16 protein-coding genes are annotated in these 18610 nt (G+C 36.3%); 6 read left to right on the plus strand and 10 right to left on the minus strand.

Going from position 1 to position 18610, the window contains the following annotated elements; genetic code table 11:
• Window positions 1-10: 10 nt before the first annotated feature.
• The 5 genes from DRF61_RS00615 to DRF61_RS00635 are packed head-to-tail and all read right to left on the minus strand — an operon-like array spanning window position 11 to window position 5338.
• Window positions 11-424, minus strand: a complete 414-nt coding sequence (locus DRF61_RS00615) for an immunity 70 family protein (RefSeq protein ID WP_111953018.1) — start codon at window positions 422-424, stop codon at window positions 11-13.
• Between the two features lie 31 nt (window positions 425-455).
• Window positions 456-2039, minus strand: a complete 1584-nt coding sequence (locus DRF61_RS00620; RefSeq protein ID WP_111953020.1) for a DUF4280 domain-containing protein — start codon at window positions 2037-2039, stop codon at window positions 456-458.
• Between the two features lie 11 nt (window positions 2040-2050).
• On the minus strand, window positions 2051-2323 hold the full coding sequence (locus tag DRF61_RS00625; RefSeq protein WP_111953022.1) for a hypothetical protein: 273 nt from the start codon (window positions 2321-2323) through the stop codon (window positions 2051-2053).
• Entirely contained in the window at window positions 2304-3146 is an 843-nt protein-coding gene (locus DRF61_RS00630) for a hypothetical protein (RefSeq protein WP_111953024.1), read from the minus strand. Before DRF61_RS00630 ends, DRF61_RS00625 begins: the two co-directional genes overlap by 20 nt.
• 2 nt (window positions 3147-3148) lie before the next feature.
• Window positions 3149-5338: a type VI secretion system Vgr family protein gene (locus DRF61_RS00635; protein ID WP_111953026.1), complete on the minus strand. Its 2190-nt coding sequence runs from the start codon at window positions 5336-5338 to the stop codon at window positions 3149-3151.
• A 576-nt stretch (window positions 5339-5914) separates the two neighbouring features.
• Between DRF61_RS00635 and DRF61_RS00640 the strand changes: the two genes are divergently transcribed.
• The gene (locus DRF61_RS00640) at window positions 5915-6697 is read left to right on the plus strand and encodes a Rossmann-fold NAD(P)-binding domain-containing protein (protein WP_111953028.1); all 783 of its coding nucleotides are present in this window, start codon (window positions 5915-5917) and stop codon (window positions 6695-6697) included.
• A gap of 165 nt (window positions 6698-6862) precedes the next feature.
• Here the strand turns inward: DRF61_RS00640 and DRF61_RS00645 are convergent, their stop codons facing one another.
• Window positions 6863-7717 carry a nucleoside phosphorylase gene (locus tag DRF61_RS00645; protein WP_111953030.1) on the minus strand — a complete coding sequence of 285 codons (855 nt, stop codon included), beginning with the start codon at window positions 7715-7717 and terminating at the stop codon, window positions 6863-6865.
• Window positions 7718-7736: 19 nt separating this feature from the next.
• Complete coding sequence (locus DRF61_RS00650; RefSeq protein ID WP_111953032.1) at window positions 7737-8192, minus strand: hypothetical protein; 456 nt, start codon at window positions 8190-8192, stop codon at window positions 7737-7739.
• Between the two features lie 322 nt (window positions 8193-8514).
• Between DRF61_RS00650 and DRF61_RS00655 the strand changes: the two genes are divergently transcribed.
• The 3 genes from DRF61_RS00655 (at window position 8515) to DRF61_RS00665 (ending at window position 13734) form a co-directional block, all read left to right on the plus strand.
• On the plus strand, window positions 8515-10344 hold the full coding sequence (locus DRF61_RS00655; protein ID WP_111953034.1) for a cytochrome-c peroxidase: 1830 nt from the start codon (window positions 8515-8517) through the stop codon (window positions 10342-10344).
• Between the two features lie 282 nt (window positions 10345-10626).
• On the plus strand, window positions 10627-12780 hold the full coding sequence (locus DRF61_RS00660; RefSeq protein ID WP_111953036.1) for an alkaline phosphatase PhoX: 2154 nt from the start codon (window positions 10627-10629) through the stop codon (window positions 12778-12780).
• A 54-nt stretch (window positions 12781-12834) separates the two neighbouring features.
• Window positions 12835-13734, plus strand: coding sequence for a leucine-rich repeat domain-containing protein (locus DRF61_RS00665; RefSeq protein WP_111953037.1), 900 nt, complete (start codon window positions 12835-12837; stop codon window positions 13732-13734).
• Between the two features lie 2 nt (window positions 13735-13736).
• Here DRF61_RS00665 and DRF61_RS00670 read toward each other — a convergent pair whose 3' ends face one another.
• From DRF61_RS00670 to DRF61_RS00680, 3 genes are all read right to left on the minus strand, one after another.
• Entirely contained in the window at window positions 13737-14060 is a 324-nt protein-coding gene (locus DRF61_RS00670) for a translation initiation factor (protein ID WP_111953039.1), read from the minus strand.
• A gap of 103 nt (window positions 14061-14163) precedes the next feature.
• The gene (locus DRF61_RS00675; RefSeq protein ID WP_111953041.1) at window positions 14164-14487 is read right to left on the minus strand and encodes a helix-turn-helix domain-containing protein; all 324 of its coding nucleotides are present in this window, start codon (window positions 14485-14487) and stop codon (window positions 14164-14166) included.
• A 16-nt stretch (window positions 14488-14503) separates the two neighbouring features.
• Window positions 14504-14926: a transposase gene (locus DRF61_RS00680; RefSeq protein WP_111953043.1), complete on the minus strand. Its 423-nt coding sequence runs from the start codon at window positions 14924-14926 to the stop codon at window positions 14504-14506.
• A gap of 493 nt (window positions 14927-15419) precedes the next feature.
• Between DRF61_RS00680 and DRF61_RS00685 the strand changes: the two genes are divergently transcribed.
• Both DRF61_RS00685 and DRF61_RS00690 read left to right on the plus strand, forming a co-directional pair.
• Window positions 15420-16853: a tetratricopeptide repeat protein gene (locus DRF61_RS00685; protein WP_111953045.1), complete on the plus strand. Its 1434-nt coding sequence runs from the start codon at window positions 15420-15422 to the stop codon at window positions 16851-16853.
• A gap of 701 nt (window positions 16854-17554) precedes the next feature.
• Entirely contained in the window at window positions 17555-18304 is a 750-nt protein-coding gene (locus DRF61_RS00690) for a hypothetical protein (protein WP_146896916.1), read from the plus strand.
• Window positions 18305-18610 lie beyond the last annotated feature (306 nt).

Below are 18610 nucleotides of genomic sequence, written 5' to 3' on the forward strand. Positions count from 1 at the left end.
TTATAACTAATTATAAACTTTGAACTGATATTTCTTTATTAACTTTCTTTGCCGCGTCCATAGCTTTTTTGAATACGGCGAAAAGATCTTCACCATCACTAGTATAAAAATAATTAGCCAAGCTCGTAATTCTTTCAGCAATATTATTACCCCAAGGTGGTTGTTTTGATAAATCTTCAATATCCCAGACAACCATAGAAGGAGAATATTCTTCCAGTTCAGTGAAAATGGTTTTTAATTCTTCAGTAGCAGAATCAATTTTATCAGGTGACAAACTTTTATAATATAATTCATTCATAATCAATGGAAATCTGCTCCCCCAATTATTATTCTCTAAATTATAAGCTACAGTTGAAAAGAATGAATGCAGAAAACTTCCGGTTCCTATTTTGTAAAAGATTGGACCTACTTTTAATCCTACCATATTTTAAAATTTTAAGTTAAATATATAAAAATTATTGCATGAAAATTACTTCCAAATCCGGACAGCTTCGATTTATGCTTTCTTGAAGTTCTATCAATGTTTCTGGTGACACATTTTGACCTCTTACATCAATTACAGCCGTTTGCCTTGTCCCATTCGGAAGGTTTTTTAATCTGTCATTATATTGTCTTTTTAATTCATTTGTTAAATTACTTCTTCCATTATTGGAGGTAACGTCATAATTTTTTACTTCAACACTATGACCTTCAGTGTATAAATCAGGTCTTGTACTGCCTTCCGTTCCGTACGGCACTTCTTTTTTATCAATAAAGCTTTTCTGAGTATCATAACCCGGATACATACCTTCCGCATCTATTTCACTTTTTCTCCAACTTGGTCTATTTGAATCATTAGGGTTATTTGGATTATTTTCAGGCTCATTTTTAGGAGGTTTATTAGGGTCTTCGACAAATTTGTTGGTTTTAGAATCTCTTAACCTTCCCTTTGTATCTCTATAAGTGCCTGGAGGATCGGTTATGGTTCCGTCAGTGACTTTGGCAATATCAGAAGCATCATCACCTAAAGATTCTATAAGCTCTTTACCTGTTCTAGCTGCTACAGCTTCCCCACCTTCTTTTGCAGCCCGTTCCCCTGCTTCTTCTACACCTTCTCGGACAATTCTTTCACCAGCTTCTTCAAGTGCTTCTTTTCCTGCAACTTTCGCACCGGTCAATGCTAAGGAAGAACCCCCACTAAATGCTGCTGCTGCTACATCCGGAATAAATTCTCCCACAGTTGTGCCTATTTTTCTTGGGTTTTCAGCTACCCAGCCTGCAGCATCTTTGGTGCCTTCCCAGGCTGCGCTTCCTGCATCTGCCCAGTTTTGTCCGTCACTGGCCCAGTTCCAGGCTCCTTCAGCAGCATTGCTCCAGTTGTCTCCCTTGCTGGCCCAGTTCCATGCATTTCCGACCCCTTCGGTAGCTGCGTTCCATCCGTCACTTACCATTCCGCCCAATGCTTCAGCGGTGCCTACGGGATCCTGGCCAACCTGATAAAGTGTTTCACCTAAGCCAACTACACCATTTACAGCTCCTTCTACCAGCCCTGTCCCCAGATCACTGAACCAGTCTCCGACACCTGTTACGGGCTTCATCCAGTCCGGAAGCATCTGGTCCCGCATTTCCCGACCTTTTTTGTTTTGCTCGGCGATCCAGTCAAAACCTTCCTTGATATAGTCGGAAGGCATTTTTCCTTCTCCGACGCCATATGATACGGCAGCTGCTCTATCAAAGAAGATGTTGATCTTTCCACCAAATATACAATTACAGAAAGAATCTTCCAATAGCATCCGGCTTCCATTTATCTTTACCCCATCCTTTGGCGCTTGCCATCCAGTAAGAATGGTTGGTAGACAAGAAGCTCCTGTTGCCCATTTCAAAGGGTTGGTACAAAGTCCCATAGGTTTGATATTGAAAAAAGGAAGAAAATCCAGTTCCGAAGCCATGGGAACACTGTATATGGTAGTGTTTTTATTGTTGCTTACCCGCAGGGTAGAGGGGCTTGTTCCTTTGTCGCAAGCTAAAAAGGCACCTTCAGGTACGTATTTTTTTGCCATAATGCGATGATTTAGATGTTAATTTTATCTGAGCTCAGGGTTACATTTTTCAATCTTCTGAAACTATTTTCCAGTTTATTAAGGTTTTCCCGGGTCTCCAGAAAAATCTTACCCGGAACTTTCAACAGCTCCGAAACTTTACAGTTACTGACAGAGCATATATATTGTCCGTCTGCATATACATGCCATTCTCTGGCAGCCGGAGCCTCCAGGATCTTCTCATCATCGAAGAGAAGATAGTAGCGGTCATTCTGGAATACAATATCAAGCAGGGGAATGGTCATGGGCTGCAGCTTTTAAGATGTTTTTTTCTTCACGGTATAATGTGCCAGGAATCTGTGCCAGGCTCATACACATACTCTGTTCAGACCACGGCCACTCTTCCAGGAGATAGCGTTCTATATAATTAAGCTGTAGGAGAGTCGGCACACGGGGACGGTTCTTTAAAACACGGATCATGGCGGTTACTTTATCCTGTTCAAAATTATCTTCATCTATGCTTCCTTTCACATCAATCTGGTACCTGCCGTCTTCTAATTCTGAAATTGTTTCTTCTGTAGTAATAGGGACGCTCTTGGTAGCAATAAAGTTGGGAAGCTCACGGTATCCGTTGATGATCTCGTTTTTTTTGAACTCCTTGAAATGAATGCCGGGAAATAGCAATTGATAAGGCATTGCGAAACGGAGAGCTTCTGCCAGGCGCTCGCCATCTTCCAAAAGTTCTTCTACACCTTTGATGAAAATTTCACGGTATTGCTCACTTCGATGTTTCAGGATAATTTTAGGCTTTATTTCCAGCCATTTATTCTGTACCTCAGTTAAGTTGATGATCTTTCCAAGCTGTCCGTTTTCATTGAGGGTGCATACTATTTTTTCTCTCAGCTGATGCAGGTCTCCGACCCATTTGTACATACCGTCTTTATTGGATTGCTTATACAATGGCATTTCAACGGTAAAAACAGGCTTTTCATTTTCAATAGAAGTTAGGGTGACTTTTAGCTCAGCTTCAATATAGTTTTCATTTCTGAGTCCCTGAAATTGATATCTTTCTTCTCTGAGAAAGGTATAGTTACGATATTCGCCCTTGTTTTCTATATTAACCTGCATAATTATCCTTTATTGATTTCCACATCAGCCCCTTTGATATTGGTAGGTCCTGAAGATGAGGTATTAATTTTAGCGGCATTGGCATTGATGTCACTATCAATCTTAATTCCAGGATTGGCAGCGGCTTTTCCTAACTCTGTAGTCGTTTTTCCTATGACTTTCACATTGAGACCTTCTATGGTGATGTCTCCTCCCGTAGTCATGGTTATGGAGCTGCTTCCTGTTTTAATGGTAATGGTTGTGTCGCATTCCAGAGTGATTTTTCCGCTATTATCCATTTTAAGCATAGAATTGGCTCCTCCGCCTTCTTTTCCTCCTACGTTAATAGAACTTACACTTCCAACATTTACCGTATTATTATTCCCAACTGTTACTGTTTTATCATTATTGGCATTGGTCATTGCATTTCCGGCTCCATCAAATTTCATATTGGCTCCTCCCTGATCGGTCAGAAACACAGATCCTGCACCATCATCCAGTTCCAGTTTATTACCGCTTCGGCTGCTCAGGCTTTTAACATTATTGTTTTGTCCGCCTCCTCCGCCAACACCTCCATGAAACATTCCTCCCATTACAAAGGGACGGTCCGGATGCTGGTGTACAAAATTGACAACCACCTGATCTCCAACTTCAGGAATAGCCATAAAACCACGGTTTTTACTTACTTTATCGCTTCCGCCCGCATCAGGAGTCATAACGCGGATAAACTCAGTGGTATCCTGCCCGTTCTGCCAGTCGAACTGAACCTGAATCCTGCCTTGGTTAAGAGGGTCAGTATTTGAAATAACTTTGGCGAACTGAGGTTCTGCTTTAGGCATCTCAAATTCAGGCCGTGGCATGTATCCGGTATCTGCTGCTATTGCTTCAAAATTTCCGGTATAATGACCTCTTGCATCTACCTCGTGGCTGATCCCTGTGATCATAAGCTTGGTAAAATAGGCGGTCTGGTTGGTTTCAGATTTCCGCATTTCTACATCCGCGGTACATCCAGGATATAAAAACGGGACAGAAGTGCTTCCGGATGTGATAAACACGTCTACAGCTTTACTTCCTGCTGTACCTTTCTGTGAAGCATCAATATCCATAAAAGTAGATGCTTTGATGGGAGCTACCCTTAATGAAGGGGTTGTGAAAGTTGCTTTGGATATTTCATAGGCTCGTTTCGCAATATCTGACTGATGATTTATTTTTGAACTTCCTGTTGTGAGCTTTTCATTTTTGCTGCTGTTATAGCCGTAAAAAACAGGGTTTACATGCTGGGCTCTCATTTTGATCTTAATATCATGTACGCTGCTTCCGTATACCAATTGTACCGGCTTTTCCTGTGGGGGCAGTTTTCCGAAATGAAGAACCTCACCATCATAATAAAACTGTTCCCCATAAGCTTCTGCTATTCTTGCGAGATAATTGTAGTGGGTTTCTTCATATTGAGAGCTGTAAGAAACATTTCCGTGCTGGGAATCTACTCTGAAATCAAATTTATTGGAACCAAGTCCTTCTTTAATCACCCAATCTGCAATGCTGTTCAGGCTGATCTCTTTGGCACCACCGAAACTCTGAATGTGCGGGGCAGCATCAAGAAGTACAGTAGGGCTGTTTCCGGTAAGTACAATATTTCCCAAACTGCCTTTTTCCTGGCTGAACCCTACTTCGGTAATCACCCCTACAAAGTTTCTTTCAGGACTTTCTTCTACGTCTTTATATTTAAATACTACTGTGATCCTCTTGCCCAGAAAGTTTTGTGCCTGCTCCAGGTTATGATTTTCTGCCCCTCCCAAAGCATCATGAGCGAGCATAAGATTGAATTCATGATGTTTAACAGCACTTTGGGTGAGTGTAAAATGCTTGAAATGCTTAATTATTTTTCCTTCAATAATGATTTCAAGTTTAACCACACGATTGATCCCTAAAAGCTCACTTTTCGGAATTGATCCGGCATTGAATATTTTAGAAGTGGGTTGCTCGTTCCAAATTTTATTTTCAGAAACCAAAGCTGTATTAGGTTGTGTAGCTTTGTTCATGAAATTATCGGTATAGGAGAGTGCCTGCCCGGCTGTCTGTACTGTTTTTTTTATTTTTTCAGCTTTTTTTTCAGCTTTATTAACTGGGTCTGGATCTGCGGGTTTTATACTGTCCAGATCTTTTTTAGATTTTGGAATCTGGTTTTTTGATGATTTGCTGTCCTGGAACATAACATATTTTTTCTGGTTAATGTATGTAACAACAGTCTGGCATGCCGGACTGCATAATGGTTGTTCTTATTACTCACTACAGATCAAAATACTGTCTTGTTAATGTCAACAGAATAGTATCTTTTGTGAGGGAATTATCGTTCTGCTTTCACCTGATGCCGGGAATGGATCCCTGTATATTTTTAAGTTTTAAAATATAATTAATATTTAGTTTTAATGAATTTAATATTCTGAATTACAGTTTTGTAATGATGATATTAAAATCACATCCACGTGAAACAAATATAAGAAGCAAAGACATAATGAGGAAAAAAATGAAAGGCTATTTTTCTTTTTGTCGTAGTTTTACTACTAACAGTTGTTAGGCTCAAAATGAGACAAAAAAAGAACCTATAGATGCTTGAGCTGTACGGAAAGAAAAGCACAAATTAAATACAGCTGAAGAAAGGCTGATTTAGATTTTAAGAATATAATGCAATGAAAATTGCGGACAGCATAAATTGATTTAATTTTGCCAATGTTCTGCTTATTAAAAGGAAGAAGATTTAAATCCTTAATGCATATACTTGAAAATTTATGAAGAAAATAGGAATTATAGGTTGCGGCTGGCTGGGATCAAGGATTGCCGATTCAATGTCCGGACAGTATAAAATATATGCCACCACCACTACAAAAAACAAAGCTGATGAGCTGTCTTCTAAAGGATTTAATACTTCTGTCGCCAGCTTCCCGGATTTTCAGCTGGAAGAAAAGGTTATTCCGTGGACTGAGATTAAAGACATAGATGTTCTCATTATCACTATTCCGATTTCCGGTAAAAGCTGCTGTGCAAGTTCGTTATACAACAGGGTTCAGCATTTATTTTCATTTATCGGCGATTTTAAAGGTCAGATATTTGTGATGAGTTCTACCGGTGTCTATCCGGATATTCCTGGTGAATATGCAGAAGAAAATCTTTCTTCAGATCATGTTCAGGGAGAGCGAATGATCAAAGGTAAATATCCACAGGTAAATATCTTGAGATTAGCAGGATTGATGGGAGATAACCGTCTTCTGAAAAATTATAATATCTCAAACCTGGAAGCACCGGTGAATCATATTCACTATGAAGATATCTGTAGAGTAATTAAAAAAATGATCGAAACAGGATCAGAAGGAAAACTGTACAATGTAACGGCTCCAGAACATCCGTCGAAAGCCCAGGTGATCAATGCTCAGCAAAATTTAAAATCCTCTGAAGAAACAGTGACAATAGGTGAGGGGAAAATAATCCTGTCTTCAAAGCTGATTTCAGAATTGGATTTTATATTTAAATATCCGGATCCGAGAGCATTTCACTTAAACACTTCTTTACTCTAAGAAAACTTAGATGAAATAAAAAATCTGCTTGATCTGTTCAATCTGCGAGAGAAAAACCGCTTGCAGATTGAGCCAATTAAGCAGATCTTGCTATAATTTAAGCTAAACCTTATAGATTTTTAAAACCTATAAGGTTTGATTTTAAGGATAAAAACGTGAGTTATTTTACTTGATAATTCTTTCCAGTACCCAATCAATAAGGTTCTTTTCAGAAGCATGGTGGTCTGCAGAAAATTCTCCACGTCTTCTGTTGGCAATAACGTTATTCACTGTAATGGCTTTGTGACCTAATAGTTTTGAAAGAGCATAGATCGCTGAAGTTTCCATTTCAAAGTTAGTTACTCCAAGGTCATTCAATGTTTCCAGGAACTTATCATCAACTGCTTTTAAACGCAGCTGTCTTCCCTGAGGAGCGTAGAATCCTGGGAAAGTAGCCGTATTTCCGTGGTATTTGGCATCTTTATAATAGTCTCCCATTTCTTCTGCCCAGTCTGAGAAATAAAGCATAGGTTTGATCTTCTCATACGGGAATTTTTCCATGAAACTTTTGGAAAACTCATTCTCGAAGCTATAGTCTTGATAAAAATGCATCAGTCCGTCCAGACCTACAACATTTTGGGTTACGAGCATATTATCAACCTGTACGTCCGGATTTACACTTCCACAGGTTCCCATACGGAAAAGTTCAAGGGCTTTATGATCAGTTTTAAACTCCTTGTTTTTAAGGTCGATATTCACCAGGGCATCAAGCTCGTTCATTACGATATCAATATTCTCTGTTCCGATACCTGTAGACATTACGGTAATTCTTTCTCCGCGAAGTGTTCCGGTATGGGTATAGAACTCCCTTTTGTTTTTTTTGATTTCTACTTTGTCAAAATATTTTGAAACTTTTGCCACTCTGTCCGGATCTCCCACAAGGATGATCTTATCAGCAATATCTTCAGGTAAAAGATTTAAGTGGTATACACTTCCGTTGTCATTCAGCACCAGTTCTGAGGCAGCAAGTTTATTTAGCATAATTTATATTTTTTATTTTTTAATTAGTGAATATAGCTTCTTTGTAAGGCGATCCGGCAAGATCATAGATCGTATCATATTCTTCTACGATTCTTTTCTGTCCCTGGAAAATCTCATAGACTGTAATAATGGTTTTTTCAAAGTTTTTCGGATCCTTTCTTTGGGTTGTAATTTCATAGAGCTTATCTCCTTTTTTTAGAACAGAGACCATTTCCTCCTTGGTTGAATTGTTAGAGTCCATCATTCCCGGAAAATCCATAACAATATCCTTGAGGTCAGTATAGTTCTTGTAAGGTTTTGTTACACCATTTGAATATACATAAACATTTGGAACTTGTTTGCCTTCTTCCAGGCGTACCAGATAATAATCATTGCCTTTTTTCTCTGCGTACACGGCCATTTCCTTCTTTTTTTGTGAAAATGCACAAATGGAAAGGAAACTCGCCGCAAAAGCAAATAATACTTTTGTTTTCATAATAATATCTTGTTTTTAATTTGCTGAAATGATGTTATAAATCCTCTCCCAATATCTTTCGTCATCTTTTTTGAAGCGGCCTATAGAAATCAGCCGTTCTTAAGTATAATGAATTTGATTTCGGGGTTTAAAATTAATAAAAATATTTCTATAAGAAACTGCCGTTTGTAGATTTTTACGCTTTTAAAATAGCCCTGCTGGATTTTAAATTTGTGTTAAAACTAGCCCTCCATAATAATTACGTGGTCAAAACATAAACATTTTTTAATCTGCCGTTAAAGTTGCGATAACATCGGAACGGTACTTTTGCCGCTAAAAATTAATGAGATTATATCCGCTGCTAGCTGTGATTGTGTTGATAGGTTTTGCTGTCATGTCTTTTAATCCGATTGATAAGGGAGAAAAAAATGAAAATACCTTTGTCAATAAAGGTTTGTCGGATTTTAAAAACAGGCTTGACCAGTTGAAATCAGACGTATACAAATTCTCAGAGGATCAAATCTCTCTTGAAGAGCTTAGAAATTCCTTAAGGGGGGCAAGAAATTCGTTTAAAGAAATCGAATTTTATATCGCCTATCATTATCCGGAGTTCACAAAAACTCATCTTAATGCCGCTCCGCTGTTTCATATAGAAGCTGCGGGAACTTCTGCCTATACACTGCCACCGGAAGGACTCCAGGTTCTGGATGAGCTGATCTTTTCCGATGAAGCAGGAGATGAAAAAGAGAAGATCAAAACGATTACGGATTTTCTGTACAATTCCTATTCAAGCTTTTATCTGAGCACCATAAAGAACGGTTTAAGCCGCGGAAACAACAAAACGCTGCCACTAAGGATAGAACTGATAAGAATTTATACATTGGGAGTTACAGGCTTTGATACACCAGGTTCCCTGAATGTTTCAGAGGAAGCCGGCCATGCTTTTACCGGAATAAAAAAATACATTAATGACGATGTGTATTTTAAAAACTATAATGTTCAGAAAGCCAACAAGATCCTTAATGAAGGAATCAATTATGTCGCTGTGAATAAAGATTTTGAAAATTTTGACAGAATTGAGTTTTATAAAAAATACATTCAGCCTCTGTATGAAGAATTTGGAAAATGGGACGGAAGGGCAGATGATCTAAAAGAATTTTCCGGCTGGAATGTAAAGAGTAAAAACCTTTTCAGCAGTGATTTTCTGGATCCGTATTTCTACACATTGCTGCAGTCTACTGAAGATAGTAATGAGCTTCGCAGTTTAGGGAAATCTATTTTCTATGACCAGAATTTGAGTCAAAACGGTAAAATGAGCTGTGCGGTCTGCCATCTTCAGGAAAATGCTTTTACGGACCTTAAAGTAAAGTCCCAGAGCAATGTGGAAGGTAAAACAGTTCTGAGAAATTCTCCGTCTTTATACAATGCTGTTTTTGCCAAAAGGTTTTTCTATGATCTGCGGGCATTTTACCTTGAGCAACAGGCAGAACATGTAATCTACAATGATGATGAGTTTAATACCAGCTATGAAGATATCATCAAAAAACTGAGAACAAAGCCTGAGTACAAAAGAGCTTTCCGTGCTGCTTTTCAAAATGGTAAAATAAATAAAGAAAATTTTTCCAAAGCTTTAAGCTCTTATGTTTCATCCCTGTATTCTTTTGACAGTGATTTCGATCGTTTTATGAGGAATGAAAAAGATGTTTCCGAAGATGTAAAAAAAGGATATAATCTGTTTATGGGAAAGGCCAACTGTGCAACATGTCATTTTGCACCACATTTTTCGGGTCTTGTGCCGCCATTCTTTAATGAAAATGAATCAGAAGTTTTAGGGGTAACTACAAAACCCATCCATCAGCTTCCTATTCAGTTGGACCAGGATCTTGGAAGAGGCAACAGCCCTGTGAAAAAAGAGAAGTCATGGATCTATGATTACTCTTTCAAAACCGTTACGGTAAGAAATATTGCTCTTACCAAACCCTACTTCCATAACGGAGCTTTCAATACTCTGGAAGAAGTTATGGACTTCTATAACGAAGGTGGAGGAGAAGGTCTCGGTTTAAAGATGAAAAATCAAACGCTGCCACCGGATAAACTGGAACTTACAGAAACAGAGATCAAGCAGGTCATTGCTTTCCTGAATTCACTGACCGATATTAGTAAGGCTAGATGAGTTGGAGAGTTTGAGAGTGGGAGGGTTGAGGTTTAAATGAATTTGGATATAAGATTTATTATCTGTAACTACTTTTACTAAAGGATGAACTTTGAATAATATTACTATTGAGTTTTACACTTCCAGCACTCCCACTCTCAAACTCAAATATTTAACAATTATTTAATTCCCTTAACATTGGGTTATAAATTAATTAATATTCTCCAGTCTATATTTAAACTCCTATTAACAGAGGTACCTCGCCAAAAAAATAGCTTTGCAGAGTCTAATAAATCAATTAAAATGAAGAGAAAATTACTTACAATTGCAGCGCTGGCTATGGTGGCTGGTTTTAGTGCACAGGCACAGACCTTTTTATTCAACAAGAACTCGTCCTGGAGCTATAAGGATAACAACCAGGCTCTGGCAGATTCGTGGAAAGATCAGACATTTGATGTTTCAACATGGACCGCAGGGAACGGACCTCTGGGTTATGGAGATCCTGTAACCACTACCATCAGTTCAGGTCTTACAACTGCTTATTTTGCTAAAGATTTCACCGTAGACTTGTTAACCCTTTCAGATAATATGGAATTAGGAGTAATGAGAGACGACGGAATCGTTGTTTATCTTAACGGAGTTGAGGTAGTGAGAGATAATATGCCAACAGGGGCTATTGCTTTCAATACACCTTCCAGTACAACAATTGACGGGGCTGCAGAAAGCGTTTATAATATCTTTTCTATTCCGAAAGCTCAATTTGTAAACGGAACCAACAGGATCTCTGTAGAACTTCACAACAGAACCGGGGCCAGCTCAGACCTTAGAATTGATGCTTATTTAAAGACAACAGCTACTGTCACGCCACCTCCTGCATGTACAGGAACGCACATCAGCTGTTTTACTTCTATTGTTCCTACGGCACAAACCAATAAACTGATCATTCCGACTGAACATAAATACCAGCTTATCTTAAAAGAAGGTGACAGTTACACCGAAGGAGGTGGAATGGTAGGAGGTCAGAATGACTTTACTGCCTATGTTGCCAAGACAGGAAGCAGCACGAACGGATATCTTTCTGTAAACCATGAAACCAATCCTGGAGGGGTTACGATGGCTGAGGTTAACTACAATTCTTCCACAAAACTTTGGCAGCTGACAAGATCAAGAGCAGTAAGTTTCTCCGATCCAAGTTTGGTTCAGACGATCAGAAACTGTTCAGGTGGAGTTACTCCTTGGGGAACTGTTGTTACTGCCGAAGAATCTGTTACTTCCAATGACGTAAACAGTGATGGCTACAAAGATTACGGATGGTTAGTGGAAATTGATCCCGCTACGGCTCAGGTTATTTCCAAAAATACAGACGGATCCAAAGGAAAGCTTTGGCAGATGGGAATTATGAACCACGAAAATGTAGTGGTAAATAATGCAGGAACTACAGCTTATTACGGGGAAGACGGGGGAACCCATATGGTCTATAAATATGTAATGGATACTCCAAATGATCTTTCTTCTGGAAACCTTTATGTATTAAAGCTTGATCAGGGATTAAGTACTTCAGGAGATCCTGTGGGAACTACAGCTACATGGGTTCAGGTTCCAAATAAAATAAAAGCGGATCAGAATAATACAACTGCACTTGCCCAGTCTTTAGGAGGAACAAGATTTAACGGAGTGGAAGATGTAGACATCAGCCCTTTAGACGGAAAAATTTATTTTACAGCAAAAGGATTGGATAAAATATACCGTCTGCAGGATAACGGAGCAACTGCTTCCCAGGTAGAAACTTTTGCAGGAGGTGCTTCTACAGCATATTCTTTTAACACTCCTCAGGGAATGAAATCTGAAGCATGGGGCGATGGAAATGACAACCTTACTTTTGACGAACTTGGAAACCTTTGGGTTCTTCAGGATGGTGGAAAAAACTACATCTGGGTAATCGCTCCGGATCATACACAGGCTAATCCTAAAGTGAGACTTTTTGCTTCTATGCCTGCAGGATCAGAACCTACAGGACTGACATTCACACCGGATCATAAATTTGGTTTCTTCTCGATTCAGCATCCTGATTCTACGATTTCTACGGATATTGACGCTACAGGAAATACAATTGATTACAGAGGGAAATCAGCTACAGTTGTTATTGCTTTAAAACAAAACTTAGGAACAGCTGGTGCATTGGGGACTGTTGAAAGTCATAATGCTGAAAATACCGTTGAGGTAGCTCCGAATCCTACTTCAGGAATTGTTAAAATCAACTCACCAAAAGGATTGAAAGACATTTCTGTAACAGCATACAGCTTGGATGGAAAGATCGTTTATACGAAGAAATTCAGCGGAGTTAACAGATCATTGGATCTTGACTTTACACATCAGCTTGAAGGATCCCGCATTCTGGTTCTGAATATCGAAGCAGAAGGAGGTTTCCAGAAAACTGTGAAGCTAGTAAAAAAGTAAATTATTAATACTCATTTCGGGCGGCGGCAAAGTCGCCGCCCGAAATTTATCTCTATGAAAAAGCTTGTTCTATTGATTTCTGTTTTCTCTCTCTGTCTTGCAAAGGCACAGATAGATCCCGTGAAATATCCTACATTTACCAATATTGACGAAGCGCTGACCAGTAAAAAAACGGTTTACAGTATGAGTTTCAGAGAAAAGGGACTTTTCAACCTGCCTCCTCAAATTTCAAAGCTGGAATCCTTATTTTTCCTTAATATCATGGGAAATAAGCTTGAAAAAATGGATCAGGAAATCTTTGCATTAACGAAGCTGGAGATCTTAAATGTGAATGAAAACAGCATCAAATATATTCCAGACGAAATTGGAAACCTGAAAAAGCTGAACACATTCTCCATGAATCTCAACGGCCTGACAAGCATTAACCCCAACGTTGCAAAACTTCAGAATTTAAAAGCAGTACATTTTGATGCCAATAACCTGAATATTTTTCCCGAAGCCCTGATGGAAATACCGGCTTTGGAAGAAATTAACCTTCAGGGAAACCAGATCAGTATCATCGCGGACCGTTTATACAGAATAAAAAATCTAAAATTTCTGAATTTATCTGAAAACCAGATTAATGATTTGGGGAATCTTTCTTTCCCTAAATATTTAAAATATCTTGAATTGCAGCAGAATGCTATTGTAAAATTGCCGGAAAACCTGTTCAGGGCTCAGAATCTTGAATTTTTGAACGTAAGCAGCAATCATATCACAGAAATATCCCCTAAAATAAAAGGACTGAAAAATATTGTCAGTATGAATCTTGCCAATAATAATCTGAAAGATATTCCCGAAGAAATAGGGCAGTTGAAAAAACTGAAAACCCTTATCCTGACAGGAAATCCTATAGAAAAAACTAAGATTGAACGATTGAAAAGCCTGATGCCGGAAACCCAGATCTATTTCTAGATCTACCCGCCGACTCTTTTGGTTTTATATCCCATTTCTTTAAGGATATTCATTATTTTATCACGATTATCGCCCTGAATAATGATCGTTCCATCTTTCTCTGAACCGCCTATTCCTAAGGTGGTTTTTATTTTTTTTGAGATTTTCTTTAAATCTTCCTCACTCCCTTCCCAGCCTTCAACAATCGTTACAGGCTTACCGTTTCTGCCTTTTTTCTCAAATTTACACACCAAAGGTTCCTGCTGCTTAAATTCTTCTTTAGGCATTTCAAAGTCCTTTTCCTCATGTTCAGGGAAAAGGTTCTTTAACTGATCTCTTAAATCCATATAGCAAAATTAAATAATAATTTAGAAAAGACCATCGATGAGATCAAAAATATATGAATAATGGTTCTTTGGAAGTAAAGGGCTTAATGGGCTAGATTACTGTTTAAACAAGATATTTTTTCTTCCACTTTGTAAGACTGTTACGGCTCATTTTAAAATGTAAGGCAATTTGAGTATTGTTAAGGTTATATTCCTTTTGATAGTCAAGAATTTCTATTATTGTTTTCTCACAGTAAGAACGATGCCTTTGGTTAAAAGTCATAGATTCCCTGTCCTGCTCACCAAATATTATTTTATTTAATGCAATAATATCCAGAGTAGAAAGCTTTTTTTTATTTAATATTCTTTGACATATAGATATTTTTTGAGGATACTTTTGATCTAAGATATCGATATAAATCTTTTTATAATTAGGAGTATTAATCATGCTTCTATAATTTTTTTCATTTTTGATATTTAGCTATCCATTTGTAAAGGGTAGTTTTAGGAATTCCATATTCCTGTATTATTTGTGTCTTGGATTTTTGTCGTGTCTCTAAAAGATCCAGCATGAACTCAACAATTTCCTTTGTATAAATATTTTTCCTAAAAGAGGGCAGTTGTGTTTTATTACATTTATACTTCATCGATGCTTGTGGAGAATATAGAATAAGATGTTGAGAATATATCCGGAAAAAATCGTACTCGAGTAACTTACTTAATTTTAAAAGTACGTCAACTTCTATAGATTTCTTTTCATATATTTTTTTGACTTCTTCTTCACTGCATTTAAGAAACTTACTTATTCTGGTTACAGAAATGTCACATTCTGAAACTCTTTGTTTGATTAGTTGTCCGAGATAAATTTCTTTGAGATCTGGTATCATCTTGTGTTTCAATAAAAGCTTTATTTAAAATTTGATTGGTGGAAATAATAATGATTTAAGGACCACTTATTCTTATCAAAAAATTTTTACAATGTTACATCTTTGTAGTTAGTGACGCAAAGAAACAGGCCATACCTATATATAACATTTAAATGTTTTTATTGTATTCCTATTAATTGTTTTGATTATTATGTGCTTGATTTCTTTTTATAAGAAAAATTTGAATTTTTTTGAGGTGAGTAAATATCATAAAAAAAATAAATGTTATATCTGTGTAATAGCTTTCGAAATCTATTTTCCCTTTTTTATCTATAACATTGTTGCTCTGATAAATCTAATCTTTTAAATAAAACAATTAAAAACAAACGAATAAATGATTAATAAAAGAACGAATGTTTTTTATTATTAAATTTGCATATGTAGTGCTTTTTTTTTGAGAAATCACATTTATTTTTATTTTATTGATTTGTTTTGTGCATGTAAACACTGTAAAATGATGAAATACCTTATTGTCTTTTTCCCATGGCTGTTATTTGCTCAGCAAAAGATTACTATAATAGCTATTGATAATAGACTGGAAAAGTCTAACGCCCTTCTTTTTGAAGGTCAAACAGATAATATGATTAAATTAAATCTTTCAATACTGGAAGACTCAAAGCAAATTAATTATCCAAAAGGAAAAATATATGCATGCTATAATTTAGCTCTTGCTTTTTCTATGCAATACAGATATAATAAAAGTAATCACTATTTAAAATTAATGGAATCTGAGTTTAAAAATTTAGACGACGAGGATGAAGAAATTTCTATGAATTTATTATACAGCATGAATTATAAAGGAATTAAAATGTATGATGAAGCATTGGAAAAACTCAGAAAGAATTTAGTACTGGCAAAGAATATTAAAACAGATTCCACCAGATATTCCTCAAATGTTATGACTCTGGTTGAAATGGCTAAAAACCATGTTGAGAAAAAGAGTTATGATTCTGCTACTTATTACTGCAAGAGAGTTATTGAAGAAGTGACGAAACCCAGAAAAATGGATCAAGGTTTGAATACAAGTTTAAAAATTACATTATTAATTTTAGCTGAAACAAAACTTAAAGAAAATAAAATTGATTCTGCAGAATTTTATGTAAAGTCAGCTCAATCTGTACCTATTGTACTAGGTAATAATGAATTTAGAACATTTAAACTTTTAGGGGAAATTAATAGGGAGAAAAAACAATATGATTTAGCAATTGTAGACTATAAAAAAGCAATAGAGCTTGCTGCAAAAGTAAAGAATATAAAAAAACTATTGGAATTGTATGGCTTAATATCCGAGGCCTACAAAAAAATAGGCCAAACGGATAATGAAAAAAAATATATGCTTAAGTATAATACTCTTAGCGATAGTTTAAAGACAATAGAGAATGAGAATCTAAAAGATACCGTCGGCCTTCTGGTAGAAGAAAAGCAAAAGCCTTTGGAAGATAAAAACAATCTTTTACTTTATATTATATTTATAGGAATTACAGGGTCCATTATTATTATTTTCTTAGTAAATAATAGAATACGTAAAAAAGATAAAATATTAAATATAAAAGAGCAGGAAACCAAAGTATTGACTCAAAAGTTAAATATTGCTTTCGATCAGGTAATTCAACTCGCTAAAAAAAACGATCCCGAATTTATGACAAGATTTCAGGAAGTTTATCCTAATTTTTTTCCAAGATTGTTACAAATTGAACCCCAATTGCAAAACAGCGAATTAAAATTCTGCGCTTTATTATTTTTGAACTTTTCTTCCAAAGACATTGCTGCCTATACATTCGTACAACCTCGGTCAATACAGATCAGGAAGAATAGACTGAGAAAAAGACTCAACATTTCTTCAGAAGAAGATCTGTATATCTGGATGAAAAACATTAATAATAATTGATGTCTTCAATAGAATTATATATCTTTTTTTGCTATAGTTTTTTATAAAAATCAAACTTTCTTTTTGTTAAACCTATGAAAGGTTAGATTTCTTTTTCTATATCTGCTAATGAAAAAAGAAAAACGAATCAGAATAATTTTATTATGTATTTTTATAATATTGATTATCATTTAATTATGCTAATGTTGTACCTGTGTTATATTCGTTTTTTTTGATTAACCGGATGGATAATTCAAATTTGTATCAAGATTTAATTGATGCACAAATGAGAAAAGTATAGTTGGAAAATTAATTGAGTAACAACGTGATTTTTGGTTGTAATAGTAAGAGTTATCAGCCAACCGCCGCAAGCAAAAGATGACTTTTTAATATGAATCCAATGAAAAAAAACAAAGCAAAAAAATCTTACACAGATAGCCTTTAAACCTGGCATCAGATACACCCAAACTTATAGATACATTGAAATAGTTGAAAAACTTTTTAATGAATAGAAAAAATGTTTAGAAAGATGTTTTATGGAATCTTTTGTCTCAAATTTTAACTGAAAACAGTCCCCATTAGATATTAATAATCCCGAAAATGGAATTGTGATTCTATTCTTGAATAAAGATTGATTGTAAAAAAATGATAAAATAAATTTAAAATAAGTATTCACAAAAAAGAAAAACACAATGAAAACAAAACTTTTATTTTTAATTGCCATGACGGCATCTTCTGTAAGTTTATTCTCACAGGTAGGAATAAATACAACAACGCCCAACCCCTCTTCAATTTTAGATATAGTCTCCACTAATAAGGGATTATTAATTCCCCGTGTATCATTAACGGGAAATACTGATGTTACCACGATACCTAATCCCGCTAATGGATTGTTAGTGTATAATCTGGTAGATGCGGGAGGAGCTAGTCCTGTAAAAAAAGACAATTTTTATAAGTTCAACACTACTGTTAATAAATGGCAATTAGTGCTTGATGAAACCAGTCTGCCTTTGTTGGCGCCTGCAGTATTTAGGTTAGAAACTAGTATGAGCGATTTTTTAAATGGGCAAGGCGCAGCAAGTTCCGTAGTGATTCCAATGACTATGCTTTCTAATAAAATCACTGGACTGAGCTATGATAGTACTACTTCCACTATTACTTTTCCTGCCGGAACTTACAAAATGGAATTTGTTTATGAAGGTGATCATAATGCTGCTGGTTGCACTATCAGTTCTTATCTTGTTGACTTCCCGGATGGAGCAGGTACTGCTTATAATAGAATACATACTACGGCTGCTCATAATCAGGGAGGTTCAAGCAATCATGGGGGTGTAGTAACTTATACAACAACTGTTCCGGCCGGTAGAACATGGACAATAAAATTCGGCAGAGGACAATCCGGAAACTGTAGTGGGCTAGGAGGTACCTTAAGAGCTAAAAGTACAGAGCTGTTAATTTTTAGAATGGATTAATGCGGTTTTTATAATATATTTTTTTACTCCTCTGGCACTTCAATATGTAGTTTAGATTCTAAGTTCACAAATGATATTCCCTCAAAATCTGGCCAGGGGTAAAAATTTTTTAGACATTCCGGATGTAAATATTTTTATGAATCTTGTAAAACTGCCACAGGAATGTGGCAGTTTTAATTAGTAAAAAATAAAATCTGCGTTCTGCGTTATCTGCTCAATATTCGGGAGATTAAAAACAATCATACACGAATATAATTATCATAAAAAATCCTTCATTATATCTGAATATTTTTGAAATAACTCTCC

This window comes from Chryseobacterium lathyri (genome assembly GCF_003290185.1).
Lineage (GTDB): Bacteria > Bacteroidota > Bacteroidia > Flavobacteriales > Weeksellaceae > Chryseobacterium > Chryseobacterium lathyri.